This window comes from Kitasatospora sp. NPDC001095 (assembly GCF_053598615.1).
In genome coordinates, this window is record NZ_JBSFKQ010000002.1 from 270,799 (window position 1) to 297,599 (window position 26,801).

The 26,801-nt window shown below is 73.3% G+C and carries 22 protein-coding genes; 18 read left to right on the plus strand and 4 right to left on the minus strand.

What is annotated here, in order from left to right; translation table 11 throughout:
• The first annotated feature begins 62 nt into the window (after positions 1-62).
• From ACWDBB_RS03110 to ACWDBB_RS03185, 16 genes are all read left to right on the plus strand, one after another.
• Positions 63-947 (plus strand): LAETG motif-containing sortase-dependent surface protein, encoded by an 885-nt coding sequence (locus tag ACWDBB_RS03110; RefSeq protein ID WP_449787956.1) that lies wholly within the window; start codon positions 63-65, stop codon positions 945-947.
• Positions 948-1,109: 162 nt separating this feature from the next.
• Positions 1,110-1,511, plus strand: a complete 402-nt coding sequence (locus tag ACWDBB_RS03115; protein ID WP_449787957.1) for an EF-hand domain-containing protein — start codon at positions 1,110-1,112, stop codon at positions 1,509-1,511.
• A 416-nt stretch (positions 1,512-1,927) separates the two neighbouring features.
• Positions 1,928-3,472, plus strand: coding sequence for a cytochrome ubiquinol oxidase subunit I (locus ACWDBB_RS03120; RefSeq protein WP_449787958.1), 1,545 nt, complete (start codon positions 1,928-1,930; stop codon positions 3,470-3,472).
• Positions 3,473-3,506: 34 nt separating this feature from the next.
• Positions 3,507-4,532 (plus strand): cytochrome d ubiquinol oxidase subunit II, encoded by a 1,026-nt coding sequence (cydB, locus tag ACWDBB_RS03125; RefSeq protein ID WP_449787959.1) that lies wholly within the window; start codon positions 3,507-3,509, stop codon positions 4,530-4,532.
• A gap of 4 nt (positions 4,533-4,536) precedes the next feature.
• Positions 4,537-8,028 (plus strand): thiol reductant ABC exporter subunit CydD, encoded by a 3,492-nt coding sequence (cydD, locus tag ACWDBB_RS03130; protein ID WP_449787960.1) that lies wholly within the window; start codon positions 4,537-4,539, stop codon positions 8,026-8,028.
• A 117-nt stretch (positions 8,029-8,145) separates the two neighbouring features.
• Entirely contained in the window at positions 8,146-9,960 is a 1,815-nt protein-coding gene (locus tag ACWDBB_RS03135) for a GAF domain-containing protein (RefSeq protein ID WP_449787961.1), read from the plus strand.
• Positions 9,961-10,150: 190 nt separating this feature from the next.
• Positions 10,151-10,564 carry a hypothetical protein gene (locus ACWDBB_RS03140; protein ID WP_449787962.1) on the plus strand — a complete coding sequence of 138 codons (414 nt, stop codon included), beginning with the start codon at positions 10,151-10,153 and terminating at the stop codon, positions 10,562-10,564.
• A complete protein-coding gene (locus ACWDBB_RS03145) occupies positions 10,554-10,958 on the plus strand; it encodes a hypothetical protein (protein ID WP_392881564.1) in 405 nt (134 codons plus the stop codon). Before ACWDBB_RS03140 ends, ACWDBB_RS03145 begins: the two co-directional genes overlap by 11 nt.
• Before the next feature lie 465 nt (positions 10,959-11,423).
• Entirely contained in the window at positions 11,424-12,476 is a 1,053-nt protein-coding gene (locus tag ACWDBB_RS03150; protein WP_449787963.1) for a PstS family phosphate ABC transporter substrate-binding protein, read from the plus strand.
• Positions 12,477-12,644: 168 nt separating this feature from the next.
• Positions 12,645-13,235: a hypothetical protein gene (locus ACWDBB_RS03155; protein WP_449787964.1), complete on the plus strand. Its 591-nt coding sequence runs from the start codon at positions 12,645-12,647 to the stop codon at positions 13,233-13,235.
• 234 nt (positions 13,236-13,469) lie between these two features.
• Positions 13,470-16,094 carry a hypothetical protein gene (locus tag ACWDBB_RS03160; protein ID WP_449787965.1) on the plus strand — a complete coding sequence of 875 codons (2,625 nt, stop codon included), beginning with the start codon at positions 13,470-13,472 and terminating at the stop codon, positions 16,092-16,094.
• Positions 16,095-16,229: 135 nt separating this feature from the next.
• Positions 16,230-17,261, plus strand: a complete 1,032-nt coding sequence (gene pstC, locus ACWDBB_RS03165; protein WP_449787966.1) for a phosphate ABC transporter permease subunit PstC — start codon at positions 16,230-16,232, stop codon at positions 17,259-17,261.
• 64 nt (positions 17,262-17,325) lie between these two features.
• Positions 17,326-18,564, plus strand: a complete 1,239-nt coding sequence (pstA, locus tag ACWDBB_RS03170) for a phosphate ABC transporter permease PstA (RefSeq protein ID WP_449787967.1) — start codon at positions 17,326-17,328, stop codon at positions 18,562-18,564.
• 38 nt (positions 18,565-18,602) lie between these two features.
• Positions 18,603-20,405 (plus strand): substrate-binding domain-containing protein, encoded by a 1,803-nt coding sequence (locus tag ACWDBB_RS03175; protein WP_449787968.1) that lies wholly within the window; start codon positions 18,603-18,605, stop codon positions 20,403-20,405.
• Positions 20,402-21,334 (plus strand): sortase, encoded by a 933-nt coding sequence (locus ACWDBB_RS03180; protein WP_449787969.1) that lies wholly within the window; start codon positions 20,402-20,404, stop codon positions 21,332-21,334. The genes ACWDBB_RS03175 and ACWDBB_RS03180 overlap by 4 nt, the downstream gene beginning before the upstream one ends.
• Positions 21,335-21,357: 23 nt before the next feature.
• Positions 21,358-22,272 carry a phosphate ABC transporter ATP-binding protein gene (locus ACWDBB_RS03185; protein ID WP_449787970.1) on the plus strand — a complete coding sequence of 305 codons (915 nt, stop codon included), beginning with the start codon at positions 21,358-21,360 and terminating at the stop codon, positions 22,270-22,272.
• Between the two features lie 64 nt (positions 22,273-22,336).
• Here ACWDBB_RS03185 and ACWDBB_RS03190 read toward each other — a convergent pair whose 3' ends face one another.
• The gene (locus tag ACWDBB_RS03190; protein WP_449787971.1) at positions 22,337-23,179 is read right to left on the minus strand and encodes an HAD family hydrolase; all 843 of its coding nucleotides are present in this window, start codon (positions 23,177-23,179) and stop codon (positions 22,337-22,339) included.
• A 161-nt stretch (positions 23,180-23,340) separates the two neighbouring features.
• Here ACWDBB_RS03190 and ACWDBB_RS03195 point away from each other — a divergent pair, with 161 nt between their 5' ends.
• Together ACWDBB_RS03195 and ACWDBB_RS03200 are read left to right on the plus strand one after the other, a co-directional pair.
• Positions 23,341-23,529: a hypothetical protein gene (locus tag ACWDBB_RS03195; RefSeq protein ID WP_449787972.1), complete on the plus strand. Its 189-nt coding sequence runs from the start codon at positions 23,341-23,343 to the stop codon at positions 23,527-23,529.
• 194 nt (positions 23,530-23,723) lie between these two features.
• On the plus strand, positions 23,724-24,440 hold the full coding sequence (locus tag ACWDBB_RS03200) for a DUF4232 domain-containing protein (protein WP_449787973.1): 717 nt from the start codon (positions 23,724-23,726) through the stop codon (positions 24,438-24,440).
• 153 nt (positions 24,441-24,593) lie between these two features.
• Here the strand turns inward: ACWDBB_RS03200 and ACWDBB_RS03205 are convergent, their stop codons facing one another.
• From ACWDBB_RS03205 to ACWDBB_RS03215, 3 genes are all read right to left on the minus strand, one after another.
• A complete protein-coding gene (locus tag ACWDBB_RS03205; RefSeq protein ID WP_449787974.1) occupies positions 24,594-25,277 on the minus strand; it encodes a hypothetical protein in 684 nt (227 codons plus the stop codon).
• A 95-nt stretch (positions 25,278-25,372) separates the two neighbouring features.
• Positions 25,373-26,188, minus strand: a complete 816-nt coding sequence (locus ACWDBB_RS03210; protein WP_449787975.1) for a hypothetical protein — start codon at positions 26,186-26,188, stop codon at positions 25,373-25,375.
• A complete protein-coding gene (locus ACWDBB_RS03215) occupies positions 26,185-26,730 on the minus strand; it encodes an RNA polymerase sigma factor (protein WP_449787976.1) in 546 nt (181 codons plus the stop codon). Before ACWDBB_RS03215 ends, ACWDBB_RS03210 begins: the two co-directional genes overlap by 4 nt.
• Positions 26,731-26,801: the final 71 nt, after the last annotated feature.

Consider the following 26,801-nt stretch of genomic DNA (forward strand, 5'->3'; position numbering starts at 1 on the left):
CGGGCATCGGAAATCCTCCGGGTCAAGGCTTTTGCCTTCCTTTGGACCCGAAAGGGGTCATCGTGAACCTCCGCCGTTCGCTGGTCTCGGCCGCCCTCGTCGTCGCCGTCGTCTCGCCCGCCGCCGTGCTCTGCGCCACCCCCGCCCTCGCCGCGTCGGCGTCGGCGGCGCAGACCGGGAGTGACAACGGCTCGATCGCCGAACTGGAGCGGGCCGCCGCCGAGGCCGCCAAGGCCTACACGGCCGCCATCGCCAACGAGGCCAAGGTGCAGGCCGAGGCCGCCGCCTTCCTCGAGGACTCGCAGCCCTACCTGGGCGAGTACCAGGCGGCGAAGGCCGCCGCGGCGAAGGCCGCCTCCGCCGATGGGGCCGCGCGGAAGGAGGCCGAGGCGGCCTCCGAGGCGTACCGCCTCGCCACCGACGAGGAGCTGCCCGCGGCCAGGGAGCGGCTGACCAAGGCGTACGCCGCCGCCAACGCGGCCTCCGAGGCGAACGAGAAGGCCAAGGCCGTCGTGACCGCCGCGGGGAACGCCATGGACGACGCCAGGGTCGCGGCGTTCCGGCGGATCCACGAGTCGCAGCAGGCCACCAAGGCCGCGGCCGCCGCCAAGGCCGCCGCGGAAAAGGCGCTCGCCGACGCCAAGGCGACCCCCGAGCAGCCGGTCGAGCAGCCGGCCGAGCAGCCGGCGGAGAAGCCCGCCGCCGTCACCCCGGTCTCGGACAGGACCACCGGCACGAACAAGACCTCCTCCACCACCAGCACCGGGAACAGGTCGGCCGCCTCGACCACCACCCGGGCCACCACCGGCTCGGCCATCGAACTCGCCGACACCGGCTCCGACCCGGCCACCCCGTACCTCGCCCTCGGCTCCGGCCTCGCCCTCAGCCTCGGCGCCGCCGCCCTCTACGTCTCCCGCCGCAAGCCGGCCACCCGGACCACCTCCTGACCCACCCGTTCGCGCCCGCTCGGGAGGAGGGCGCGACCACCCCGGAACCGCAGGACAGGCCCCGGCCCGTCCTGCGGTTCCGCCGTTCCCGGCCCCCGAACTCCCCGATCGAGTGAACCCGCCCGTTCACCCGGCGCCGTCGTCCCCCGCCTCCCGGACCGGTTGCGCTACCGCTTCCCGGAGCCGTCCCGGCCGAAGCGCCGCCGCCCGCACCGGGACGGCCGCGGGCCCCGGCCGAAGCGCCGCCGCCCGCACCGGGACGGCCGCGGGCCCCGGCTGGACCGCTTCTTCCGCGAGGTGCTGGACCAGACCGGCGACGGCTCGATCACCGTGCACGACCTGCGGGCGATGGCGCACAACGTGTGCTGGCAGCTGGAACTGGACGAGGCCGGCGAGGCCCGGGTGTACGAGGCCTTCGACAGCTGGTGGGAGCAGCTGCGCGCGGTGATGGACGCCGACGGGGACGGGCGGATCACCCGCGAGGAGTTCCTGGCCGGTTTCACCGGCTTCTTCACCGCACGCGCCGACTCAGTCCCGGGCACCGAGCTCCTCGGCCGGGCGTAGGGCGTAGGGCGTCAAACGCCGGGGCGTAGAGCGCTGGAACGGAGAGCGCTGCGGCCGGCGCGCGGGCCTAGCACGCAGATCGAGCCGGCGCGACCGGCTCGGGAGCCTGTCAAGCGCCGGTTCGGCCAACAACTTCCGGCCATCCGCCCGGTCGTTCGTTGCCCCGGCCCGCGGTCGGTCCGCAGACTGGGCGGACCGCACCGCGGGCCGTGACGCACCGCACGGGGCCGTCAACCGGCTGTCAACCCCACCCCACCTGCAGTTCCTCCGTAAGGATGATGGATACTGGTCCTTGTGAACGTGTTCACGTTCACAAGCGGACAAGCTTGCGTGGTTGCGCAACGGTCTACGGCTTTAGATGAAGTTTGTCCGGAAGATGCCCGTCATCACGCGGGCAGGTTGGGAGAGAGGGCGACGTGGAACTGGCAATCGCTCACGAGACCATCGCGCGATGGCAATTCGGCATCACCACCGTCTACCACTTCCTCTTCGTCCCGCTCACGATCAGCCTGGCCGCGATCGTGGCCGGTCTGGAGACCGCCTGGGTCCGGACGAACAAGGAGAAGTACTTCCACGCGACCAAGTTCTGGGGAAAGCTCTTCCTCATCAACATCGCGATGGGCGTGGTCACCGGCATCGTCCAGGAATTCCAGTTCGGCATGAACTGGTCCGACTACTCCCGCTTCGTCGGTGACGTCTTCGGCGCCCCGCTCGCGATGGAGGCGTTGATCGCCTTCTTCTTCGAGTCCACCTTCATCGGCCTGTGGATCTTCGGCTGGGACAAGCTGCCCAGGAAGATCCACTGCGCCTGCATGTGGATGGTGTCGCTGGGCACCGTGCTCTCGGGCTACTTCATCCTGGCCGCCAATTCCTGGATGCAGCACCCGGTCGGCTACGCGATCGACCCGGTCACCGGCAAGGCCCAGCTCACCGATGTCGTCCGCGTGCTGTTCCAGAACACCACCCTCGTGGTCGTCTTCCACACCCTGACCGCCGCCTTCCTCACCGGCGCGGCCTTCGTCGTCGGCATCGCCTCCTTCCACCTCTGGAAGGCCAAGCGCAAGCCCGAGACCGCCGACCCGAAGCGGACCGCCGCGATGCGCACCTCGCTGCGGCTCGGCCTGGTGCTCGCGGTGGTCTTCGGCCTCGGCACCGCGCTCAGCGGCGACACCCTGGGCAAGGTCATGTTCGAGCAGCAGCCGATGAAGATGGCCGCCGCCGAGGCGCTGTGGGAGACCCAGTCGCCGGCGCCGTTCTCGGTCTTCGCGGTCGGCGACGTCAGCAAGGGCCACAACTCGGTCGCCCTGGAGGTCCCCGGGGTGCTGTCCTTCCTCGCCCACAACGACTTCAGCTCCACCGTCCCCGGCATCAACGACACCGCCGCGGCCGAGGCCGCCCAGCACGGCGGCAACCCCAGGGACTACATCCCGAGCATCTTCGTCACGTACTGGGGCTTCCGCCTCATGATCGGCTTCGGGATGACCTCCTTCCTGGCCGGCCTGATCGGCCTGTGGACCACCCGGAAGAGGCTCTTCCTGCACCCCGACTTCCGCACCGGCGAGACCGAGGTGCCCCGGCTGATGCTCACCCCCAGTCGCGAGCTGGGGCCGACGCTGACCAAGTGGAGCTGGCGGATCGGCATCCTGACCATGGGCTTCCCGCTGATCGCCAACAGCTTCGGCTGGATCTTCACCGAGATGGGCCGCCAGCCCTGGGCGGTCTTCGGCCTGATGACCACGGCCAGCGCGGTCTCCCCCACCGTCGGCATCGGCACCCAGATCGGGGCGCTGGCCACGTTCACCACGCTGTACGCGATCCTCGCCGTCGTCGAGGTCAAGCTGCTGGTCAAGTACGCCAAGGCCGGCCCGGTGGTGACCGAACAGCCGCCCACCAAGGACCCGTCGCTGCGCGGGCCGTCCTCGGACGAGGACGCCGACAAGCCGCTCGCCTTCGCCTACTGAGGCGCCGGGACCACCGGGGAACTGAGGATCTGACATGCAACTCCACGACGTCTGGTTCGTGCTGATCGCGGTCCTGTGGATCGGCTACTTCTTCCTGGAGGGCTTCGACTTCGGGATCGGCGTACTGCTCAAGCCGCTGGCCCGCAACACCGCCGAGCGGCGGGTGCTGATCAACACCATCGGCCCGGTCTGGGACGGCAACGAGGTCTGGTTGCTGACCGCCGGCGGCGCCACCTTCGCGGCCTTCCCGGACTGGTACGCGACGCTCTTCAGCGGCTTCTACATCCCGCTGCTGGTCATCCTGGTCTGCCTGATCATCCGCGGCGTGGCCTTCGAGTACCGGCACAAGCACGACGGCGCCCGCTGGCAGCGGAACTGGGAGGAGGCCCTCTTCTGGACCTCCCTCCTCCCTGCCTTCCTCTGGGGCGTGGCCTTCGCCAACATCGTGCGCGGCGTGGACATCGACGCGCAGAAGAACTACGCCGGCACCCTCTGGGACCTGCTGAACCCGTACGCGCTGCTCGGCGGCCTGGTGACGCTCGCCCTGTTCACCTTCCACGGCTCGGTGTTCGCGGTGCTCAAGACGGTCGGCGAGATCCGGGAGCGGGCCCGCAAGGCCGCGCTGCTGTCCGGGCTGGCCACCGCCGTGCTGGCGCTGGTCTTCCTGATCTGGACCCAGGCCGACCACGGCAACGGCCGCAGCCTCGCCGCGATGATCGTCGCGGTGGTCGCCCTGGTCGGTGCCCTCGCGGCCAACCAACTGCGGCGCGAGGGCTGGGCGTTCTCGCTCTCCGGGGTGACCGTCGTGGCCGCGGTCGCGATGCTCTTCCTGGCGCTCTTCCCGGACGTCATGCCCTCCACCCTGAACCCGGAGTGGAGCCTGACCGTCAGCAACGCGTCGTCCTCGGCGTACACGCTGAAGGTGATGACCGTCGTCGCGGCGGTCTTCACCCCGCTGGTGCTGCTCTACCAGGGCTGGACGTACTGGGTGTTCCGCAAGCGGATCGGCGTCCAGCACATCCCCGGGCACGACCCGGCCGCCCGGCTCGACCAGGGCTGACGTCGTGAAGCCCGTCGACCCCCGACTCCTCGGGTACGCCCGCACCACCAGGGCCTTCCTCGCCGGATCCGTGCTGCTCGGCGCGGTCGGCGCGGCCCTGGTGGTCGCCCAGGCGAGTCTGATCGCCGAGATCGTCGTCCGCGCCTTCCAGCGCGGGGCCACGCTCGGCGAGCTGACCACGCCGCTGCTGCTGCTCGTCCTGACGGCGGTCGGGCGCGGGCTGGTCGGCTGGCTCACCGAACTCACCGCGCACCGGACCGTCGCCCGGGTGAAGTCCACCCTGCGGCGCCGGCTGCTCGACCACGCCACCGCGCTCGGCCCGTCCTACCTGGCGGGCCGGCGCACCGGCGAACTCACCACCCTCGCCACCCGCGGCATCGACGCGCTGGACGACTACTTCGCCCGCTACCTGCCGCAGCTGGCGCTGGCCGTGGTCGTCCCGGTGATCGTGCTGCTGCGGATCGTCGGCGCCGACTTCACCTCGGCCGCGATCATCGCCGGGACGCTGCCGCTGATCCCGCTGTTCATGGTGCTGATCGGGATGGCCACCCAGTCCCGGATGGACCGGCAGTGGAACACCCTGTCCCGGCTGTCCCACCACTTCCTCGACGTGGTCGCCGGACTGCCCACCCTCAAGGTGTTCAACCGGGCCCGCACCCAGGCCGCCACCATCGCCCGGATCACCGCCGACTACCGCCGGGCCACCCTGCGCACCCTGCGGATCGCCTTCGTCTCCTCCTTCACCCTGGAGCTGCTCTCCACCCTGTCCGTCGCGCTGGTCGCCGTCACCGTCGGGTTCCGGCTGGTGGACGGCACGCTCGCGCTGGAAACCGGGCTGCTGATCCTGGTGCTCGCCCCCGAGGTGTACTTCCCGATCCGCCAGGTCGGCGCGCTCTACCACTCCAGCGTCGAGGGGCTGACCGCCGCCGACGAACTGTTCCGGGTGCTGGAGACCCCGCTGCCCGCCGCCGGCACCACCCCGGCGCCGGACCTCGCCGGCGCCGTGATCGCCGCCGACGGCCTGGTCGTCCGGCACCCCGGGCGCACCGAGCCCGCCCTGGACGGCGCCGCCCTGACCCTGCGCCCGGGCTCCAGCACGGCGCTCACCGGCCCCAGCGGCGCCGGCAAGTCCACCCTGCTGGCCGTACTGCTCGGCCTCACCGCCCCCACCGCCGGCACCGTCCGGATCACCGCCGCCGACGGCCGTCCGTACGACCTGGCCGAACTGGAGCCGGAGAGCTGGCGGCGGCAGATCGCCTGGGTGCCGCAGCACCCGCACCTGTTCGCCGGCACGGTCGCCGAGAACCTGCGGCTCTACCGGCCCGACGCCACCGACGAGCAGCTGTGGACGGCGCTGCGGGCCGCGCACGCGCTCGACTTCGTGACCGACCTGGCGGCCGTCCTGGGCGAGGACGGCGCCGGGCTCTCCGCCGGACAGCGCCAGCGCCTCGCCCTCGCCCGGGTGCTGCTCGCCGACGACCGGCCGCTGGTGCTGCTGGACGAGCCGACCGCCAACCTGGACGGCGCCTCCGAGGAGGCCGTGGTGGACGCCGTCCGGGCGCTCGCCGCCGATCCGGCGCGCACCGTGCTGGTGGTCGCGCACCGACCGGCGCTGCTGGCCGTCGTGGACCGGCGGGTACGGCTGGCGGGTCCCCCGTCCGCACCCGCGGCGCCGGTCACCCCGCTCGCCCACAGCGGCCGCCCGACCCCCGCCCCCGCCGCCGCGGAGGAGACCGGGGCCGAGGGCGGCAGCACCCCCCGACTGGCACTCTCGATCCTGCTCGGCGCGCTCGCCCTCGGCTGCGCCGTCGCGCTGATGGCCACCTCCGGCTACCTGATCTCCCGGGCCTCCGAGATGCCGCCGGTGCTCTACCTGATGATGGCCGTCACCTCCGTCCGGGCCTTCGGCATCGGCCGCAGCGTCTTCCGCTACGCCGAGCGGCTGGTCTCGCACGACGCGGTGCTGCGCACCCTCGGCACCCTGCGGGCCGCCGTCTACCGGCGGCTGAGCGCGCTCGCCCCGGCCGGGCTGCCCGCCTTCCGGCGCGGTGACCTGCTCTCCCGACTGGTCGCCGACGTGGACGCGATCCAGGACCACTACCTGCGCTGGCGGCTGCCGGCCGCGGTGGCCGGGGTGGTCGCCCTGGCCTCGACGGTGGCGATGGCCGCCTTCCTGCCCGCCGCCGGGCTGGTGCTCGGCCTCGGGCTGCTGCTCGCGGGCGTGCTGGTGCCCGCGCTGGCCGCCCGCTGGTCGGCCGGCGCCGAGCGGCGCCAGGCCCCGGCGCGCGGACGGCTGGCCACCACCGTGGTGGACGCCTTCACCGGCACCGCCGAGCTGACCGTGGCCGGCGCGCTGCCCGGCCGGCTGGCCGCCGTCCGCACCGCCGACGCCGCGCTGACCCGGCTGGCCGCCCGCTCGGCCGCCACCACGGCGCTCGGCACCGGACTGGTCGCCCTGCTCACCGGGCTGACCGTGGCCGCCGCGGCCGCCGTCGGCGTCCAGGGGGTGCGCGACGGGGCGCTGGCGCCGGTCTGCCTGGCGGTGGTGGTGCTGACTCCGCTGGCCGCCTTCGAGGCCGTCACCGGGATGCCGCTCGCCGTCCAGGCCCGCCAGCGCAGCCGCGCCGCCCGGGCCCGGCTGGACGAGGTGCTGAACGCACCGGAGCCGGTCACCGAGCCCGCCGAGCCGGCGGCGCTGCCCGAGCAGCCGCTGCCCGTCGCGGTGCGCGGACTGACCGTCCGGCACCCCGGGCAGTCGGTGGACGCGCTCACCGGGGTCGACCTCGACCTCACGGCCGGGCGGCGGATCGCCGTGGTCGGCCCGTCCGGCTCCGGCAAGACCACCCTCGCCCAGGCGCTGCTGCGCTTCCTGGAGCCGAGCGCGGGGAAGGTGCGGTTCGCCGACGGCGGCCCCCGGGCCGTGGACGCCCGAGCGCTGGCGGGCGAGTCCGTCCGCCGGGTGATCGGGCTCTGCGCCCAGGACGCCCACGTCTTCGACAGCTCGCTGCGGGAGAACCTGCGGCTCGCCCGGCCGCAGGCGCGGGAGGAGGAACTGCGCGCCGCGCTGGCCGCCGCCCGGCTGCTGGAGTGGACCGAGAGCCTGCCCGACGGCCTGGACACCATGGTCGGCGAACACGGCGCCCGGCTCTCCGGGGGCCAGCGCCAGCGGCTGGCGCTCGCGCGAGCGCTGCTCGCGGACTTCCCCGTACTGGTCCTGGACGAGCCGGCCGAGCACCTCGACCTGCCCACCGCCGACGCGCTCACCGCCGACCTGCTGGCCGCCACCGCGGGCCGCACCACGGTGCTGATCACCCACCGGCTGGCCGGGCTGGACGACGCCACGGTGGACGAGGTGCTGGTGCTGGACGGGGGACGGGTGGCCGAGCGGGGCCGCTGGTCGGAGCTGGTCGCCGACCCGCACGGGCGGCTGCACGCGATGTGGCGGCGGGAGCGGGAGGCGGACGGGCTGCTGGAGGCCGTCCCCTCGTACCGCTAGTCGGGCCGCTGGTCGGGTCGGTCGTCGCGCCGCCCGTCGGCCTGCCCGTCGCACCGCTCGTCCGCCCGGCCCTCACGCCGTCCTTCGGCTGAAAAGCGTACAAACTAGGCTTTCTCCATGGACCCCACGCCGGACCTTCCCGAGGCCACTGCCGAGCCGACGCCCCATCGGGTGCCCGAGATCGCCTCGCTCGGGCTGGACACCCTGGTCACCGAGGTCGCCGAGCGCCTGCAGTCGGCCGCCGCGGTCACCGACCGGATGCAGCGGCTGCTGGAGGCGGTGGTCTCCATCGGGGCCGGGCTGGACCTGCACGCCACCCTGCACCGGATCGCCATGGGGGCGGCCGAACTGGTCGACGCCCGGTACGCGGCGCTCGGAGTGGTCGCCCCCGGCGGCACCGGCCTGGCCGACTTCATCCACGTCGGGGTCGACGACGAGACCGCCACCGAGATCGGCGAACTGCCCACCGGCCGGGGCGTCCTCGGCGCGCTCATCGACCGTCCCGAGCCGCTGCGGCTGACCGACCTCGGCGCCGACCCGCGCTCCTCCGGGTTCCCTCCGCGACACCCGCAGATGAGGACCTTCCTGGGCGTGCCGATCCGGGTCCGCGCGGAGGTGTTCGGCAACCTCTACCTCACCGAGAAGAAGGGCGGCGGCGCCTTCACCCCCGAGGACGAGCAGGTGGTGCACGCCCTCGCCGCCGCGGCCGGCGTGGCCATCGAGAACTCCCGGCTGTACGAGGAGGGCCGCCGCCGGGAACGCTGGATCGCCGGCGCCGCCGCCGTCACCACCGCCCTGCTCTCCGCCGAGCAGGCGGAGACCGCGCTGACCGTCGCGGCCGAGCAGGTGCGGGAGCTGGCGGACGCCGCGCTCGGCATGATCCTGCTGCCCACCGGCCCCGAGGACGGCGGCGAGGACGACGGGCAGATGCGGGTCGCGCACGCCTCCGGCGAGCTGGCCGAGTACGTCCGCGGCGAACTGCTGCCCAGGGAGAGCTTCGCGGCCCGGCTGCTCGCGGGGGAGAGCGTCTACCTGGACGACATGTCCAGCGACCCGACCGTGGTGATCCGGCTCGCCCGCCGCTTCGGCCCGTCCATGGCCGTACCCATGGTCGCCGCGGGCCGGGTGCTCGGCGGGCTCTGCGTCTGGCGCCCCTGCGGCGCGGCGCCGTTCACCGACAGCGAGAAGCAGCTCGCCGAGACCTTCGCCTCGCAGGCCGCGCTGGCCCTGCGGCTCGCCGAGGGGCAGCGCGACCAGCAGCGACTGGCCGTCTTCCAGGACCGCGACCGGATCGCCCGCGACCTGCACGACCTGGTGATCCAAAGGCTGTTCGCCACCGGGATGATGCTGGAGAGCGCCGCCCGCCGGGCGGTCGTCCCCGAGGTGAGGGTCGGCATCGGCAAGGCGGTGGACGAGCTGGACGCCACCATCCAGGAGGTCCGCACCACCATCTACGCCCTCCAGCACGACAACCACGGCGACGCCCCGGACACCCTGCGCACCCGGGTGCTGCGGGAGGCCAGCCAGGCCTCGGCGGCGCTCGGCTTCAAACCCTCGGTGAGCTTCGTCGGGCCGGTGGAGAGCCTGGTGGGGGAGAAGACCGGACGCCAACTGCTGGCCGCCCTGCGCGAGATGCTCTCCAACACGGCCCGGCACGCACGCGCCTCCCGGGTCGGCGTGGAGATCGACGCGACCGCCCACCTGGACGAGGACGGCCGCCCGATGGGCGGCGACCCGGAGTCGCTGGACCGGGGCGGGCGGCCCGGTGTGCTGCTCACGGTGACCGACGACGGGGTGGGCATCCCGAAGGGCGGGCGGCGCAGCGGCCTGCTCAACCTCACCCGGCGCGCCGAGGCGCTCGGCGGTGACGCGTGGCACGAGAGCGGGCCGTACCGGAAGGGGACGATGGTGCGCTGGACGGCCCGGCTCTGACGGTTCCAGGCCGCTTTCCGACCGACTTCCGGACCGCTTCCGAGCGGAACAAGTGAAAGTTAAACGAGGGAGAACTTCCCGGCCAACAGCGCAAGTTGTGAACGTTCTGGGCTTTCGGGGCCTCCGTGTGCACACATAGCTTTGCTCCCGCTCGGAGGGGAATCCGGAGGGCAACCGGACGGAGGGGGCAGTGGACGCTGCCGGCCGCGGTCACACCGCAGCAGGGGCAAGTCGAGGGGGGTTCCGCGCCGAACGGGCGGCGGACGGGCGCTACCGCTGGCAACTGAAGGCGCCCAACGGGCGGGTGGTCGCGATCACCCCGGCCGCGTTCGAGACGGCGGGGGAGGCCGAGCGGGGCTTCGACGACCTGCGCGCCACGGCGGCCGGGCTCACCGCGCGGATCACCCACGTACGGGAGGGCATCGGCTGGATCTGGGTCGTCCCGGGTTCGCGCGCTCTCCCCGAGGTGCGGTCCAGCCGCGCGTACGAGCGGTACGCGACCTGCCAGAACGCCTTCCGGAGGTTCGTGGTGCTGCTCTCCAAGCAGCCGCCGAGCGAACTGCCGGAGCCCGCCGTGACGTCGAGACGCACCGATGGCCGCTGAGCGGCGCGGTCCGCGGCTGCTGATCGTGCCGGCGGGTGACCGCTGCCTCGGCTGGGCGTTGCGGGCCGCCAACGGGCGGCCGCTCGGGGTCGGCGTGCGGACCTATCGTAGCGAGGAGGAACTCGCCGATTCCGTACGGGAGTTGCTGATCGAACGGGCCGCGCTTCGATGTTCGGTCGGCCAGTCCGAAGGGCGCCAGTGGGTCTGGGCTGCCTACCTGCCGGTGCGCAGCACCCGGCCGGGGGCGGCCGACGCCGTTCCGGTCGCCCGCAGCGCGCGCGGGTACCTGCGGCGGGACCAGTGCCAGGCGGGGATCGACGGGTTCCTGGCCGGACTGCAGTGGGTGGGGCAGGAGTTGCGGCGCTCCGGACGGGACGGCCGCCGGCCGCTGTAGGTGACCGGCTCCATGACGGTCGGTCGTTCGACGGACCGTCATGTCAGTGTTCCCGGAGGCGTTCCCGGAAGCGCCCCGGAGGCGTTGCCTGAAGCGTTCCCGGAGGCGGCCGCCGGGCGGCGCGGTGCCGGAAGCGATTCCCCCGCATCGGATCTCCCCGCGTGCTGTTCCGGTGAAGGGGAGGTTTCCGGCAACACCCCGAGCAGCCTCCTGCAGAAGAACGTCGACCGGGTTTCGAGGCCAGGTGGTGCCCCTGTCACGTGCGCGCTGACCAGTGACTAAACCTCGCCGAACCGATGAGTCGACATTCCCGGCCGGAGTCGACCTCTCTTCCGGCGGAACCTCCCCGCCGGACAGGATCGGCACTGCCGGCGAGGCCGCAGCGGACGCGGCCACACGGCCCCGAACTCCCGGACGGAGTACGGGTTCACGCGATGTACGTCTCTCCCCCGGAGGAAGAGGAACATGCGCAAGACCGCTGCCAAGCTGCTCACCGTCGCCGCGCTGGCGACCTCCGTCGCGACCGTCGCCGGCGGCACCGCCGTCGCCGACCCGGCCGCCGGTGTCACCCCCCGCGCCATCGACTTCGTCGGTGTCGGCTCCGACACGACCCAGGCGCTCCTGAACCAGCTCGCCACCGACTACAACGCGTCGCTGACCAGCTCCACCGCCCCGCGCGTCTACAGCTGGGACGCGATCCCCACCGGCACCATCACCACCAAGACCGGTGCCACCGCGATCACCCGCCCGAACGGCTCCGGCGCCGGCATCAACGCGCTGAACGCCAACACCAACGCCACCGTGGACTTCGCCCGCTCCTCCCGCGGCCCGGTCGCGACCGACCCGACCACCGACAACTTCGTCGCCCTGGCGAAGGACGCGGTGGCCTGGGCCGCCAAGAGCGGTGGCAACGCGCCGGCGAACCTCACCACGGCGAACCTGAAGGACATCTACACCTGCACCGTCACCAAGTGGAACCAGATCAACGCGTCCCTCCCGAACGCCACGATCAAGCCCTTCCTGCCGCAGACCGGTTCCGGCACCCGCTCCTTCTTCCTGACCGCCATCAACGGTGGCGTCACCGCCCTGACCCCGGGCGCCTGCGTCAACAGCAGCGTCCAGGAGAACCAGGGCAGCGACGCCCTGCTGAACGACGTCAACGCGGTGGTCCCCTACTCCGTCGCCCACTACATCGGCCAGGTGTACTTCGGCAAGGGCAGCGGCGCCGACGTCCAGGGCCCGCTGACCATCCGCAACATCGACGGCGTCGTCGGCGGCCCGGTGGACACCACCAACAAGGTCATCAACAGCAACTACGCCGACACCCTGTACGGCCGCGTGGTCTACAACGTCTTCCGCAAGGACGACTGGGCCCCCGCGGTCGACACCACCCGCGCCGCCACCCTGCGCGGCATCTTCGGTGACGGTGGCTGGTTCTGCACCAACGGCACCGCCGACATCAAGAGCTTCGGCTTCCTGCCGCTCGACTTCGGCTGCGGCAGCGTCACCACCTCCTGACCCACCCCGCACCATCCCGGCGGCCGCAGGGGCCCTCCGCCCCCTGCGGCCGCCGGCCGCCCGAGCCCGCGTCCGGCCGGCCGTGCCCGCCTGCGGCGGTGTCACCCACGCATGAGCTTCTTCGAACCGCACGACCCCTCTCCCTCTCCCTCTCCCAAGGAGTTCGGCATGTCCCGCATCAGTGCCCGCCTGGCCTCGACCGGTGCCGCCGTCGTCCTCGCCGTGACCGCCGCGAGCGGGGCGGCCGTCGCCGACACCACCCCCACCCCCGCCGGCGGCCAGGCCGTGATCACCGCCGACCTGGACTTCCTGACGAACGCCGCGCTGAACGGCGTCCTGGTCATCCCGCTGCAGCCGGCCGACCCGAACGCCGACCCGGCCACCGGTCTCACCGTGACGCTCCCGGTCACCGGTGGCGCCGCGAACATCCCGTCCTTCTACGGCCACGTGCAGTTCGGCGGCGGCCTGCTGTTCCTGAACCTCAAGACCGGCAAGAGCGTGACCTTCAAGCAGATCGACTTCTCGGTCTCCAAGGGCTACTTCACCGGCGTCCCGAACGGCTCGGACACCCCGGTGCCGCTGCTGGACCCGCGCAGCAACGTGATCAACCGCAACGGTGCCGTCCAGAACCTGAAGTCCGACAGCTTCCAGGTGGACCCGGCCGGTGCGAACTACCTGGACACCACCCTCGGCACCACGTACTTCACGGGTGGCCAGAAGGTGGGCTCGCTGGCGCTGACCTTCACCCCGGCCGCCTGATCGGGGCACCGCGTCGCCGCAGTCCGGCGGGCCCGCGCCTCGGCGCGGGCCCGCCCGCATGCGGACCTTCCAACTCCGGTACGGAGTCGCCGCGTTGTGGTCTCGTACACCTGGCCGACCGGATCCCGCCATGTCCGGCTGGCCGAATAGTACGCACGGAATCGTCCGTCCCCAGCGCGATCCGACGCCCTCGCGCCGCCTCCCTCGGCGGCCCGCATCTCCCGGAGGCCCCGCATGAGAACCCGCGTACCCGACCGAAGAGGTCGGGGAAGGTGGCGCCGTCGACTGCCGGCCCTGGCCCTCGCCAAGGCGGTGGTGGCGGCGCTCGCCGTCATTCCGATCGGGTTGGGCGCGGCGCCGCAGGCTCACGCCGACTCCTCGACGACCGTGACCGGTCCGAAGGTCTGGATCCCGGCCGGCGGGACGTACGGCGACGAGGGCAGTGTGACGGTCTCCCAGACGACCAACCTGACCAACCAGGTCCTCCAGGTCTCCTGGAGCGGCTTCACGCCGAGCATCACCCAGACCGGTGGTCCGGTGACGAGCACGCCCGTGAACTCGACCTTCAACCTGTACACGGTGCGGGTCTACCAGTGCCGCGGGCTCGACCCCGCCGTGACGGACTGCTACGGCAGCACCCTCTACGGCGGTGACCGCGGTCTGGGATTCGAGCAGCCGGCCCGGCCCGTGCACACCGAGACGCCGGACTTCCCCACCAACATGGTGCTGGCGCCGACCGGACCGGACGGGTCCGGAACCGCCGCCATCGAGGTGTGGAGCTCCAAGGAGAGCCCGTCGCTCGGCTGCGACGCCACCCACCCCTGCTCGATCGTGGTCGAGCCGAACTACGGCGGCGACCCGACGGACCTCTACAACATCCGGGGCGGCAAGGCGGACTGCAACGACCACCGGATGGACCGGGACCGGTTCTACAACGCCGCCTCCGACGGCGTCATGAAGCCCGGCCGGATCAACTCGAAGACCAAGAACCGCACCAGTGAGCAGTGCGCCTGGCTCCACCGCACGGTGGTCCCGCTCTCCTTCGCGCCCACCCCGGACTCCTGCGTCGCGAGCGCCCAGGACTTCGGTGTCGCGGGCCTCGAAATGGCCAACCGGGCGATGCAGCAGTGGCGTTCGGGCCTGTGCCTGGGCGAGTCCCCGATGACCGTGGGCTACATCCCGGCCGGCGGTGAGCCGCAGGCCCGGGCGGCCTTCCTGGGCGGCGCCGCCAGCACCGACGTGGCGCTGACGGCACGGTCGGACACGTCACCGCCGCCGCGCCCCTACGTCTACGCCCCGCTGGCGACGACCGGCATCTCCGTCACGTTCCTGGTCGACGACCCGACGAACGGCCGGCAGATCAGGGACATGCGGCTGAACGCGCGGCTGGTCGCCAAGCTGCTGACCCAGTCCTACGCGTCGCCCGGTGCCGACATCGCCTCCGTGGACGGCAACCCGGTCTGCCTCTTCACCGACCCCGAGTTCAAGCAGCTGAACCCGGAGACGGCCGAGAACGGGGTCCACTGGCCCACCAACTGCGGCGGCGCCCTGACGATCTTCCCCGGCGTCCCCGGCGGCACGACAGACTTCACCTACCTGCTGACCTCGTGGGTCGCGGCCGACCCGGACGCCGCCCGGTTCCTCGACGGCGAGCCGGACCAGTGGGGCATGCACGTCGACAGCTTCTATCTGAAGCCCAGGTTCAGCGGCTACCCGTCCGAGGCCTTCCAGCCGCAGGACCAGTCCGGGTCGAGCACGCCGCAGGAGGGCGCGGACACGGCGCACTGGAAGCAGTACGAGTGGGTGCCCTCCACCGAGGGCCTCTCCCGGGTCGCCCGCAACCAGGTGCAGAACCGGCCGAACTGCCAGCTGCCGACCTTCAACGCCAATGGCGGCCACGACGCCTGCGCCGTGCAGCAGCCCGGCCAGCGCATGATGCTCGCCATCATGGACACGGCCCAGGCCAAGGCGTTCTCGCTGCCCGAGGCCGCGCTGCTCAACCCGGCCGGCTCCTACGTGACGCCCTCCACGGCCGGCTTCCAGGCGGCCGTCGCCGACATGCCGACGGACCCCACGACCGGGGTCCAGCAGCTGCCGTACGGCACGCCCGACACCGCGTTCACCCGTGACCAGCGGGCGTACCCGCTGAGCTACGTCCAGTACGCGATGGTCCCGACCGGCGGCGTCCCCGCCGCGAAGGCGGCCGTGATCGCCCGGTTCCTCAAGACCGTCACCACCACCGGACAGACCTACGGCATCGCGCCCGGCCGGCTCGCCCAGGGCTTCCTCGCGCTGAACAACGCCCAGCGGCAGCAGGCCGAGCAGGCCGTGCAGCACGTCGAGGCCCAGGACGGCAAGCTGCCCGGCAACCAGACCGCCCCACCGGCCGGGAAGCCCGAGCCGGGCACCCCGGAGAGCGGCAACGGCGGCTCGGGCTCCGGAACTGGCGAGGGCAGTAGCCCGGTGAGCGCCTCCGGCACCGGCGGCACCTCCGCGGACGGCAACTCCGGTGGCACCGGCTTCGGTTCCACCGGCGGCTCGACCGGCACCGGTGGCACCGGCACCGGTGCGGCCGGCACCACCGGCACCGGTGCGGCCGGCACCACCGGTACCGGTGCGGCCGGCGGCAAGCCCGGCGCGACCGCCGCCCCCTCCGGCAACGCGATCGCCGCGGCCCCCGTCGGCACCCCGGTGCCCGACCGCCCCGGCACCGCCCGGCTGCTGCTGCCCGTCGCGCTGATCGCCGGCCTGGTGCTGCTGGTCGGCGGACCGGCCGCGCTGTTCCTCGGCGGCACCCCGGCCGGGGCGAAGGCCCTGGCGGGCGTCCGCACCCAGTGGTCGCGGCTGCGCCGCAAGTAGGAAACCGCGTTCGGCGGGGCCGCCGTTCCGGCCCCGCCGAGCGCTTCCCCGACCACCGAGGCAGCGCCCCGGACCCTCACCGAGCACGCCCGGACCCTCACCGAGCACGCCCGTTCCCGAGTACGGAGAGCACACATGACATCCGCCGCCGAGCCTGCGGCACCGTACGCCGGGTCGCCAGGCCGACCCGAGCACGGGCCCGACCAGGACAGCCCCCGCGCCATCACCGCCCCCGCGACCCCCGGCGACCGGGTGTTCCGCGGCGTGCTGCGGCTGGCCGGCCTCTCGGTCTTCGCGATCATGGGGCTGATCGCCTTCTTCCTGATCCTCCGCGGCACCGACGCGCTGCGCGCGGTCGGCTGGTCCTTCCTGACCGAGCAGAAGTGGCAGACCGCCGCCCACAACTTCGGCATCGCCGCCGTCCTGCCCAACGGCCTGCTGATCGCGGTCATCGCGCTGGTCATCGCCGTCCCGGTGGCCCTCGGCACCGCGATCTTCATCTCCGAGTACGCGCCGGTGCGCCTGCGGGCCGCGCTGATCTCGCTGGTCGACCTGATGGCGGCGATCCCCAGCATCGTCTACGGCCTGTGGGGCCTGTTCTTCCTCCAGCCGCGGATCATCGGGTTCGTCCGCTGGATGGCCAACCACCTGGGGGAGTACATCCCCTTCCTCAAGGTGCGGATCGGTGACATCGGCACCTCCTACACCTCCTCGACCTTCATCGCCGGCGTGGTGGTCTCCCTGATGATCATCCCGATCGTCACCTCGCTCAGCCGGGAGGTCTTCTCCCAGGCCCCGCAGGGCGAGCGGGAGGGCGCGTACGCGCTCGGCTCCACCCGCTGGGGAATGGTCCGCACCGTGGTGCTGCCCTTCGGCAAGGGCGGCGTCATCGGCGCGGTGATGCTGGGCTTCGGCCGGGCGATGGGCGAGACCATCGCCGTCGCGCTGATCATCTCGCCGAGCTTCAAGGCCATCACCCACATCCTGGAGAACGGCGCCAACTCGATCTCCGCGCTGATCGCGCTGCGCTTCGGCGAGTCGGACGCGCTGTCGCTCTCCGCGCTGATGGCCGCGGGCCTGGTGCTGTTCGCGCTCACCCTGCTGGTCAACGTGCTGGCCGGGGTCGTCATCAACCGCTCGCGCTCCGGCGCCTCGACGGCGGACTGAGCATGACGGACCCCAGAGCCGCCCGCAGGGCACGCCGCCACCCGAACCGTGAAGGGACCAACCGATGACCACGCTCGACCTGCCCCCGGTCGCGGTGCCCGGGCCCGCCGGTGAGCCCGCGCCCGCGGAGGCCGCCGCGACCGGGGCCCCGGGCCCCGAGAAGAAGCTCCGGATCGGCGGCGTCACCCGCGACGACGTCCTCACCGTGGCGGGCGCGACGGCCGGCTCGCTCGCGCTGGACTGGGTGCTGTACGAGCGGGTGCTGCCGTTCAGCGGGGCCTTCGGCTTCCTGATCTGCTGGTACCTGCTCTTCCTGGCCGGCTACTACCTGCTCGGCCGGCTCCAGTGGCACCCGATGATGGTGCGGGACCGGCTGGTCTCCGTGGTCGCATGGAGCTCCGGGCTGCTGGTGGTCGCACTGATCGCCGACCAGATCGGCTACGTCGCCGGCCGCGGCTGGGAGGCGGCCCAGCACCTCAACTTCTTCACCGAGTCGATGGAGCACACCGGTCCGCTCGACGGGCTGACCTCCGGCGGCGCGCTCAACGCGATCGTCGGTTCGCTCGAACAGCTCGGCCTGGCAACGCTGTTCGCCGTTCCGCTGGGCATCGCGGCGGCCGTCTTCATGTCCGAGGTCGGCGGCCGGATGGCCCGCCCGGTGCGCACCCTGGTCGAGGCGATGACGGCGCTGCCGTCCATCGTGGCCGGCCTGTTCATCCTCGGCGTCGTGATCATCACCTTCGGCTTCGAGAAGAGCGGCTTCGCCGCCTCGCTCGCGCTCACGGTCATGATGATGCCGATCGTCACCCGGGCCGCCGAGGTGGTCATCCGCCTGGTGCCCGGCACCCTGCGCGAGGCCTCGTACGCGCTCGGCGGCAGCCAGTGGCGCACGGTGTGGAACGTGGTGCTGCCCACCGCCCGGCCCGGTCTGGTGACCGCGGTGGTCCTCGGCATGGCGCGCGGCGTCGGCGAGACCTCGCCGGTGCTGCTCACCTCCGGCTTCACCTCGCAGTTCAACGGCAACCCCTTCGAGGGCCACCAGGTCTCGCTGCCGCTCTACATCTGGAACTACGTCAAGCAGCCGTACGACGGCATGATCGCGCGCGGCTTCGCGGCCGGCCTGACCCTGATGGGCGTCGTGCTGATCCTCTTCGTGACCGCCCGCGTGCTCGGCGGCCGTCGGCCCGGGCAGCTGACCCGGGCCCAGAAGCGCCGGATCAGCCGGGAGGCCCGCCGCACGGAGGCGGCCGCCCTGGGCGCCGTCGCCCGCCCGTACGCCCTCCAGCCGCGGGAACGGCAGTGATGACCAGACCAACCACCCTCCGTACCAGAGGAGTTCACATGTCCAGGGGCCTCAGTCGCTCCGTGGCCCGGCTGCTGGCGGGGACGATGTCCCTGATGCTCGCCGCCGCCTCCCCGCTGCTGGGGCAGACCCCGGCATCCGCGGCCTCCGTCTCGCTGAGCGCGGACGGCTCCAGCTGGGCCGGCCCTGCCATCGACCAGTGGCGGCAGGACGTCTCCCCACAGGGCATCCAGATCAACTTCAACCCGGTCGGCTCGGCCGCCGGCCGCACCCAGTGGGCGATCGGGCAGGACGACTTCACGGCCTCCGACGTGCCGTTCCGCTCCTCGCCGGACACCGGCCTCGGGCAGGCCGGCCACGCCAACGGCGGCGGTGACCGGGAGAACCCGGTCTACGGCTACTCCTACGTGCCGATCACCGCGGGCGGCACCACCTTCATGTACAACCTGGTGGTCGGCGGCAAGCAGGTCCGCGACCTGCGGCTCTCCCCGCAGACCATCGTGGACATCTTCACCGGCAAGATCACCAACTGGAACGACCCGAAGGTCACCAACGACTACGGCAAGGCGCTGCCCAGCCTGCCGATCACCCCGGTGATCCGCTCCGACGGCTCCGGCGCCACCGCGCAGTTCACCCGCTGGATGGAGCACACCCACAAGGACCAGTGGGACGCCTACTGCTCCTCCGTCAACGGGGTGAGCTGCGGCGACTACACCGAGTTCTTCCCGCCGTCCGGCCGGATGGTCGCGCAGAACGGCTCCGACGTGGTGGCCGGCTACATCAAGTCCCCGGGCAACGTCGGCACCATCGGCTACGACGAGTACGCCTTCGCCAAGCGCAGCAACTGGCCGGTCGTGAAGGTGCTCAACGCGGCCGGCTACTACTCGCTGCCGACCGCCTCCAACGTCGCCGTCGCGCTCACCGCCGCCAGGATCCGCGGCGTGGACGACGGCACCCCGGCGAACGACCCGAACTACCTGCAGCAGAACCTCGACGGCGTCTACACCATGAACGACCCGCGCGCCTACCCGATCTCCAGCTACAGCTACCTGATCGTGCCGCGCGCCGGAGCCTCGGCGCCCCCGCCGCCGCGCTTCAACAACGACAAGGGCTCCGCGCTCAGCCGGTTCCTCGCCTACGTGCTCTGCGACGGCCAGGGCAAGGCGGACGACCTGGGCTACTCGCCGATCCCGCGCGGCCTGGTCAAGGGCGGTCTGCTGCAGACCAAGTCCATCCCCGGCAACGCCAGCCCGGTCGACCCGGACACCCTCTCCAACTGCGCCAACCCGACCTTCAACTCGGCCGGCGAGCTGACCGTCCTCAAGAACGCCCCGATGCCGAGCCCCTGCGACAAGGCCGGCGCCCCGATCGACTGCACCGTGCAGAACGGCCAGCCGGTCAAGACCGGTTCGGGCGCGGGCGGCTCCGGCGGCGCGGCCGGCGGCACCGGTGGTGCGGCGGGCGGTTCCGGCGCCACCGGCGGGTCCGGTGGCGCCGGGGGCGGTACGGGCGGAGCCGGGGCCGGCGGCGCCGGTGACCCGAACGCGGCCGGCGGTGCCGGCGACCCGAACGCGGCCGGCGGTGCCGGCGACCCGAACGCGCCCGGCGCCGGCGACGGCACCGGGGACGTGGTCGACCCGCAGACCGGCCAGGTGGTCGCCCGCGGCCGCGGCGGCTCCGCCACCGAGGTGGCGGCCACCGTGGTCGAGGTCAGCGGCAAGCCCGAGGACTGGATGCTGACCTCCCTCACCGCGCTGGAACTGCTCGCCGTGGTGCTCGTCCCGCCGCTGCTCGGCCGCCGGCTGCTGCGCCGCCGCAACGGCTCGGGCGGTGCCTCGTGACGGCCCCGGTGCTGGAGAAGGCGGCGGCCGAGCAGGGCACCCCGGCGCGGCCGGCCGTGCCCGCCGCGCCCGCCGCTCCCGCCGGGACCGTCGTCCCGGACCGGACCGCCGTCTCCCCGGGGCGGCGGCGGTTCCTCCAGGGCGCCTGGGCGGTCAGCCTGGCCGCCGCGCTGGTGCTCGGCTTCGTCGGGTACCTGTTCACGCTGTCGCACATCCAGGAGAAGCACTACCAGGCCGCCGCGTACAAGACCTTCCGCGATCAGCTGGCCCGGGCGGTCGCCCCGACCGGCGCGGCCGCCGACGGCGCCCCGGTGGCGCTGCTGGACATCCCGGCGATCGGCCTGCATCAGGCCGTGGTGGTCGAGGGCACCACCGGCCGGGACCTGATGCGCGGCCCCGGCCACCGCCGGGACACCGCGCTGCCCGGCCAGCGCGGGGTCGCCGTGGTCTTCGGCCGCGGCGCCACCTTCGGCGCACCGTTCGCCGCGCTGTCCAGGCTGCGGGTCGGCGACAAGATCGAAGCCACCACCGGCCAGGGCAGGTTCACCTACACCGTCAACGCGTACGGCGACGGCGACCACCCGGTCGTCGACCAGGCCCGCAACCGGCTGGTGCTGGTCACCGGCGACTCCGACTGGATCCCCGGCTCCACCGTGCTGATCGGCGCCCGGCTCGACGGCGACCCGCAGCAGAACCCCGGCGGCCGGCCCGCGACCGTCCCGTACGACAAGGCGCTGGCCGCGGACAAGGGCGCGCTGGCCACGCTCCAGCTGTGGTCGCTCGGCCTGCTCGGCGCGCTGGCCGGTGCCCTGGTGCTGGCCCGGTACTGGCGGCGCTCGGCCGCGTACCTGAGCTTCGCGCCGGTGGTCGGCGCGCTGCTCTGGGCGGTCTACGAGAACGCCGCCGCCCTGCTGCCCAACCTCTACTGACGCGCGCCCGGAGGACCGTTCCGATGACCGACGCACCACTGACCGACACCCAGGCGACCGACCCGGTCGCCGACACCATCACCCTCCCCCCGGTCGCCCCCGCCCCGCACGCCGGCCGGGAGCACGCCGGGGCCCACGCCGGGGCCCACGCCGACGGGGAGCCGCTCGCCGGGCTGGAGACCAGGGACGTCTCCGCCTGGTTCGGCAGCCGCAAGGTGCTGGAGCGGGTCTCGCTGGCGATGCCGGCCGGCGAGGTCACCGCGCTGATCGGCCCGTCCGGCTGCGGCAAGTCCACCTACCTGCGGATCCTCAACCGGATGCACGAGATGGTGCGCGGCGCCGCCCTCTCCGGCGAGGTGCTGCTGGAGGGCGACGACGTCTACCGGCCCGGCCGCCGGCCCGCCGAGGTGCGGCGCCGGATCGGCATGGTGTTCCAGCGGCCCAACCCGTTCCCGGCGATGTCCATCCAGGACAACGTCTCCAGCGGGCTCAAGCTGGCCGGGATCAAGGTGTCCAAGGAGGAGCGCCGGCACCTGGTGGAGACCAGCCTGCGCCGGGCCGGGCTCTGGGACGAGGTGTCCACCCGGCTGCACACCCCGGGCGGGGCGCTCTCCGGCGGCCAGCAGCAACGCCTGTGCATCGCGCGGTCGTTGGCCGTCTCGCCGGACATCCTGCTGATGGACGAGCCGTGCTCCGCGCTCGACCCGACCTCCACCCGACGGGTCGAGGAGACCATCGCGGAGCTGCGCGGGCGGCTCACCATCGTGATCGTCACCCACAACATGCAGCAGGCCCAGCGCGTTTCGCAGACCTGCGCGTTCTTCCTGGCCACCCACGACACCCCGGGGCGGATCGTCGAGGCCGGGCCGACCGGGCAGATCTTCGGCAGCCCGGCCGACCAGCGGACCTCGGACTACGTCAACGGCCGCTTCGGCTAGGCCGGTTCGGCCGGGCCGCTTCGGCTGGGCCGCTTCGGCTGGGGTGCTTCGGCTGGGGCGGCTCCTACTGGCCGAGGAGCTGCTCCAGCACCGCCGCGACGCCGTCTTGCTCGTTGCTCACGGTGTGCAGCGGCACCGCCGCCAGCACCTGCGGGTGCGCGTTGGCGACGGCGTACGCGGTGCCGGCCCAGGCCAGCATCTCCAGGTCGTTCGGCATGTCGCCGAAGGCCACCACCTCGCTCCGGTCGATCCCGCGCCCGGCGCACCAGCGGGCCAGCGTGCTGGCCTTGGTGACGCCGGGCGCGCTGATCTCCAGCAGCGGGATCGCCGCCGAGCGGGTGATCTCGGCCAGGTGCCCGGCCCCGTCCCTGGCCTCGGCGAGGAACTTGTCCGGCTCGAGGTCCGGGTGCTTGGCCAGCAGCTTGAACAGGCCCCGGACCGGCCCGCCGGCCCCCAGCAGCTCCTCCGCCGTCCCGACCTCGAGCTCCAGCTGGTCTCCCCACATCGGCACCGCGTACCCGGCCTCGCGGGCCCAGCCGCCCGGGTACTCGAAGGCGAACGCGGTGCCCGGCAGTTTGGCCCGCAGCGCCTCGACCACCGCCAGGGTGGTCTCCACCGGCAGCGGGAAGGTCTCCAGCAGCTCGCCGCGCCGCACGTCCACCACCGCGCCGCCGTTCGAGCAGATCGCCACCCCGTGGCCGCCGATGTGCGGGCTCACCTGCTGCATCCAGCGCGGCGGCCGCCCGGTCACGAACACCACCTGCACCCCGGCCGCCTCGGCCGCCGCCAGGGCCGCGGCGGTGCGGTCGGTGACGGTGCCACCGGCGCAGAGCAGGGTGCCGTCCAGGTCGGTGGCGATGAGGCGGGGTGCGGTACGGGGTGCGGTCACCGGTCCATCTTCGCCCATCGGCGCGGACGGGTCACCGGCCCGTGCCCGCGGCCGCCGCCCGCCCCGACCGTGATCAAGCCCTTCATGCGCCGTTTCCGGCCGATCCGCCCGCCCCCCGGGTGCCCGTCCGGCCACGGCGGGCATGACTGCCCACGGCCACCCCGTCGGCAGGAAGAGCCATGCCCGCACGCCAGCTCCGCGACCAGCCGCCCCCGACCGCCCGCCCCGACGCCCAGGACCCGCGGGCCCCCGACGCCTCGCGCGACCCGGTCCTGCTCGGCGACGTCCTCTTCCACACCCTCGCCGAACTCGCCCGGAACACCTCGGCCCCGTCCCTCCCCGCCCAGCGCACCCGCCCGCACCCGTAGTGCCGTACCGCGCCGATTCCCGTGTTCACCGGGCCTCCACCGCGCGCACGCTCCGCCGCCTCACCGCTGTGGCGCGGCTGTGACAGTCGAGGCATGGAGCTGTGGATCTCCGACCGATACAACTGGTGTGGAAGGTTTACGAATACGAGTGACACGGATACGGCAGGGAAGCCCTGCCCTGGGGGGAAACACACATGCGCACCGCAGCACGCCTGATCGCCACCGCCGCCGTTGCCCTGACCGCCGGCCTCGCGCTGACCGCCTGCGACGGGCCCGGCACCGGTTCGGAGGCGGCGGGCTCCGCGCCCTCGGTGGCGGGCTCCGCGCCCTCGGCGCCGGCCCCGGTCGCGTCCGGAAAGACGGCCGCGGCGAGTTCGGGCGCCGGCGCGACCTCGGGCGCGGGGAGTTCGACGACGGGAAGCGGTTCCGGCGCTTCCGGCGGTTCCGGCACCGCCGCGGGCTCCAAGAGCTGCACCGCCGCCGACGTGAAGCTCAGCGTGACCGGCCCCACCGCCCGCGCCTCCGAGCAGCAGCCCGCCACGGCGATCATCCGGGCGGTCAACACCTCCGGGCGCAGCTGCACCCTCAGCGGCTTCCCCGGCGTTCAACTCGCCGACGACCAGGGCAAGTCCTCCCCGATCGACGCCGTGCGTCACGACGGCGGCCCGAACACCCCGGTGACGCTCGCCCCGGGAGCCCAGGCCACCGCGGATCTTCTCTACAGCGACGTGAACGGCCAGGCCACCTCCGCCGGCCGTCACGTGTGCTCGGTGACCGGCTCCAAGGTCTCGATCATCCTGCCGAACACCACCCAGCAGGTGCAGGTGGCCGTGACCGGCGGCGTCGACAACGGCACCCTCAACGTCTGCGGCGACCTCAACGTCGACCCCTTCGCGAGCGGCCGGGGCTGACCGGGGTGCCAAGCGCGTCCGCGCGTGGACACCACGGACCCGCCCGCCCTCCGTCGTTCCGGCGGACCGGGGCCCGGGGGACCCGGGCGGGTGAGCGGCTTCGATGTTCGGGCCCCGCTCCGCCCGCCGGCGCGGGCGGAGCGGGGCCGCCGTTCAGGAGTTGAGGCGGTTCAGTGCCGCGGTGACGATGCCCTCGACGTAGGCCGGGGCGTCGGTGGGCCGGCCGGTGAGATCGACGACGGCGACCCTGGTGCCGCTGCGCAGGACGGCGGCCCCGCCGCTGACGGTGCCGTCGCCGTTGTAGGCCATGTACCAGTGGGCGTTGCCGCCGGTGACGGTCAGGGTGTGGGCCGCGCCGTAGTACCAGTGGCCGGCGGGCTCGTCCTGGCAGTCCTGGACGAGCGCGACGAGCTGGTTCTCCCAGGTGGCGGCCGCGGTCCCGGTGGGGGCGCTCGCGGCCGACTCGGTCAGTCGGCCGGGGGTGTCGAAGGTCCAGGCCACGGAGGCGTACCCGGTGGCCGTGCCCTTGGTCAGGTCGCGCATCGTCTCCTCGCCGGAGCACGCGGACAGCCCCTCGCGTCCGGTCAGCGAAACGGTCGCGGCGACCGGGTTCAGGCCCTGCCGGAAGTCCTCGCTCTGGACGAGGGCGGCGGAGCCGAGTCCGGGCGCGGCGACCGCGACCGCGGCCGGGTGGGCGGGCTTGTGCGCGGCCCCGTCGGCGGTGGCCGACTGGGTGCCGACGACGCTGACCGTGATCAGTGCGGCGGCGAAGCAGGCCGCGGCGGTGACCCGGTTGCGGCGAACGGACTTCTGCTGGACGGTCTGGTTCTCGGTCATCTGGTCCCCCCTGCTGGTCGGGACGCCTGCTGCGTCCTCGTACAACCGGGGAGATGCCGCCGGGGAAGGGAAAGTTGGAGCCCCGACCCGCTGTTTCACAGCTGTGACAGAGCGGTCCTGACCACGCGGTCCATCGCGGCCGTCCCCAGGCAGGCGTGGACCTCCAGCACCGCGTAGTGGTTGCCGCTGCGCAGCACGGCGATGCCGCCGCAGGGCTCCTTGCCCTCGGGCGCCGTACCGGTGGTGTTGAGGTCTCCCTGGTAGCTGCCCATCCAGCTCGCGGTGACGTCCGGGGCGAGCCGCACCGTCGTGGTCCTTCCGTAGACCCAGTGCCCTGGCGTCGCCTCCTGGCAGGGCACCTCCTCCAGCAGCAGGCGGTCGGCGGCGTTCTGCGCCAGGGAAGGGCTCCGGGCCTCGGCGGCGACCTCGCGGGCGACCTGGTCGGCGATGCCGGCGGCGGTCCACGTGGGGTCGTCCGGCGAGGTACGGGTGCTGGTCATCAGTCCGCGGAAGTGGGCACCGGGCCCGCCCAGGGTCTGCGTGAGGGTCTTCTCGCCGGAGCAGGCCGCGTTGGCGTAGGACCCGTCGCCGTACCGGTCGGTGACGTGGATCCGCCCGGGGTCGACGTCCGGGCCGAACGCCGCCGGTCCCAGCAGGTTCGCGGTCGTCACCGGCCCGGTCGCACCGGTCGGCGAGGCGGGGCCGGAGCCGGAGGCCGAGGACTCGGGCGTCGGGACGGACGTGCCGGGCGTCGGGAGAGCGGACGCGCCCTGGGACGCCCCGCCGGGCGGCGGTGGCAGGACGAAGTGGCCGGTCGCCAGCCCGAGCGCGGCGGCCGCCACCAGGGCGGCGACGGCGGACCGGGGCCGGACGACGACGCGGCCGCCGCCCGCCGGAGGACCGCCGTTCACAGACCGGTGACCAGGCGCTCGCGCATGAAGCGGCGGGCCTGGTGGATACGGTCCTTGACCGTGCCCAACGGAACGCCCAGCGCCTCGGCCACCTGGACGTAGGTCAGGTCGCCCAGGTCGCGCAGCACGAAGGCCTCCACCAGGGTGGGGTGCTGCCGCTCCAGTGCGGCCAGCGCCTCCATCAGGTCGAGCCGGGTCCCGGCGATGACGCTGGTGGTGCGCGGGTCGACGGACTCGGGGAGGTCGGCGTGGCTGTCCTCGGCGCGCCGGCGCATCGAGCGGTAGGTGGACCGGGCGGCGTTGGAGGCGATCACCGTCACCCAGCCCAGGAAGGAGCCGCGACCGCCGTACCCGCCCAGGTGCGTGCTGATGGACAGCAGCGCGTCCTGCGCGGCCTCCTCCGCGTCGGCGTGGTGGGGCAGGAAGCGCGAGCATCGGCGCAGCACCACCGGCCGCAGCTTGGCCAGCAGGTGCTCCGTCGCCCCCGGGTTCCCCGCCTGAGCGGCCGTCACGAGCCGTTCCAGCTCGCCTTCCTCGAACACCCGGATCCCCCCGTTCCGTCCCGCCCGGCATCCCGCCCGTCGAACGGGAGTTCCGCGCTCCCCCCGACTCC

What these genes read in the sequence shown, in the direction of transcription:
- cydB (WP_449787959.1), top strand. Translation starts at nt 3,507, where the DNA reads ATGCAACTCCACGACGTCTGGTTCGTGCTGATCGCGGTCCTGTGGATC.
- ACWDBB_RS03135 (WP_449787961.1), top strand. Translation starts at nt 8,146, where the DNA reads ATGGACCCCACGCCGGACCTTCCCGAGGCCACTGCCGAGCCGACGCCC.
- ACWDBB_RS03145 (WP_392881564.1), top strand. Translation starts at nt 10,554, where the DNA reads ATGGCCGCTGAGCGGCGCGGTCCGCGGCTGCTGATCGTGCCGGCGGGT.
- ACWDBB_RS03150 (WP_449787963.1), top strand. Translation starts at nt 11,424, where the DNA reads ATGCGCAAGACCGCTGCCAAGCTGCTCACCGTCGCCGCGCTGGCGACC.
- ACWDBB_RS03155 (WP_449787964.1), top strand. Translation starts at nt 12,645, where the DNA reads ATGTCCCGCATCAGTGCCCGCCTGGCCTCGACCGGTGCCGCCGTCGTC.
- ACWDBB_RS03160 (WP_449787965.1), top strand. Translation starts at nt 13,470, where the DNA reads ATGAGAACCCGCGTACCCGACCGAAGAGGTCGGGGAAGGTGGCGCCGT.
- pstC (WP_449787966.1), top strand. Translation starts at nt 16,230, where the DNA reads ATGACATCCGCCGCCGAGCCTGCGGCACCGTACGCCGGGTCGCCAGGC.
- pstA (WP_449787967.1), top strand. Translation starts at nt 17,326, where the DNA reads ATGACCACGCTCGACCTGCCCCCGGTCGCGGTGCCCGGGCCCGCCGGT.
- ACWDBB_RS03175 (WP_449787968.1), top strand. Translation starts at nt 18,603, where the DNA reads ATGTCCAGGGGCCTCAGTCGCTCCGTGGCCCGGCTGCTGGCGGGGACG.
- ACWDBB_RS03185 (WP_449787970.1), top strand. Translation starts at nt 21,358, where the DNA reads ATGACCGACGCACCACTGACCGACACCCAGGCGACCGACCCGGTCGCC.
- ACWDBB_RS03190 (WP_449787971.1), bottom strand. Translation starts at nt 23,179, where the DNA reads ATGGGCGAAGATGGACCGGTGACCGCACCCCGTACCGCACCCCGCCTC.
- ACWDBB_RS03195 (WP_449787972.1), top strand. Translation starts at nt 23,341, where the DNA reads ATGCCCGCACGCCAGCTCCGCGACCAGCCGCCCCCGACCGCCCGCCCC.
- ACWDBB_RS03200 (WP_449787973.1), top strand. Translation starts at nt 23,724, where the DNA reads ATGCGCACCGCAGCACGCCTGATCGCCACCGCCGCCGTTGCCCTGACC.
- ACWDBB_RS03205 (WP_449787974.1), bottom strand. Translation starts at nt 25,277, where the DNA reads ATGACCGAGAACCAGACCGTCCAGCAGAAGTCCGTTCGCCGCAACCGG.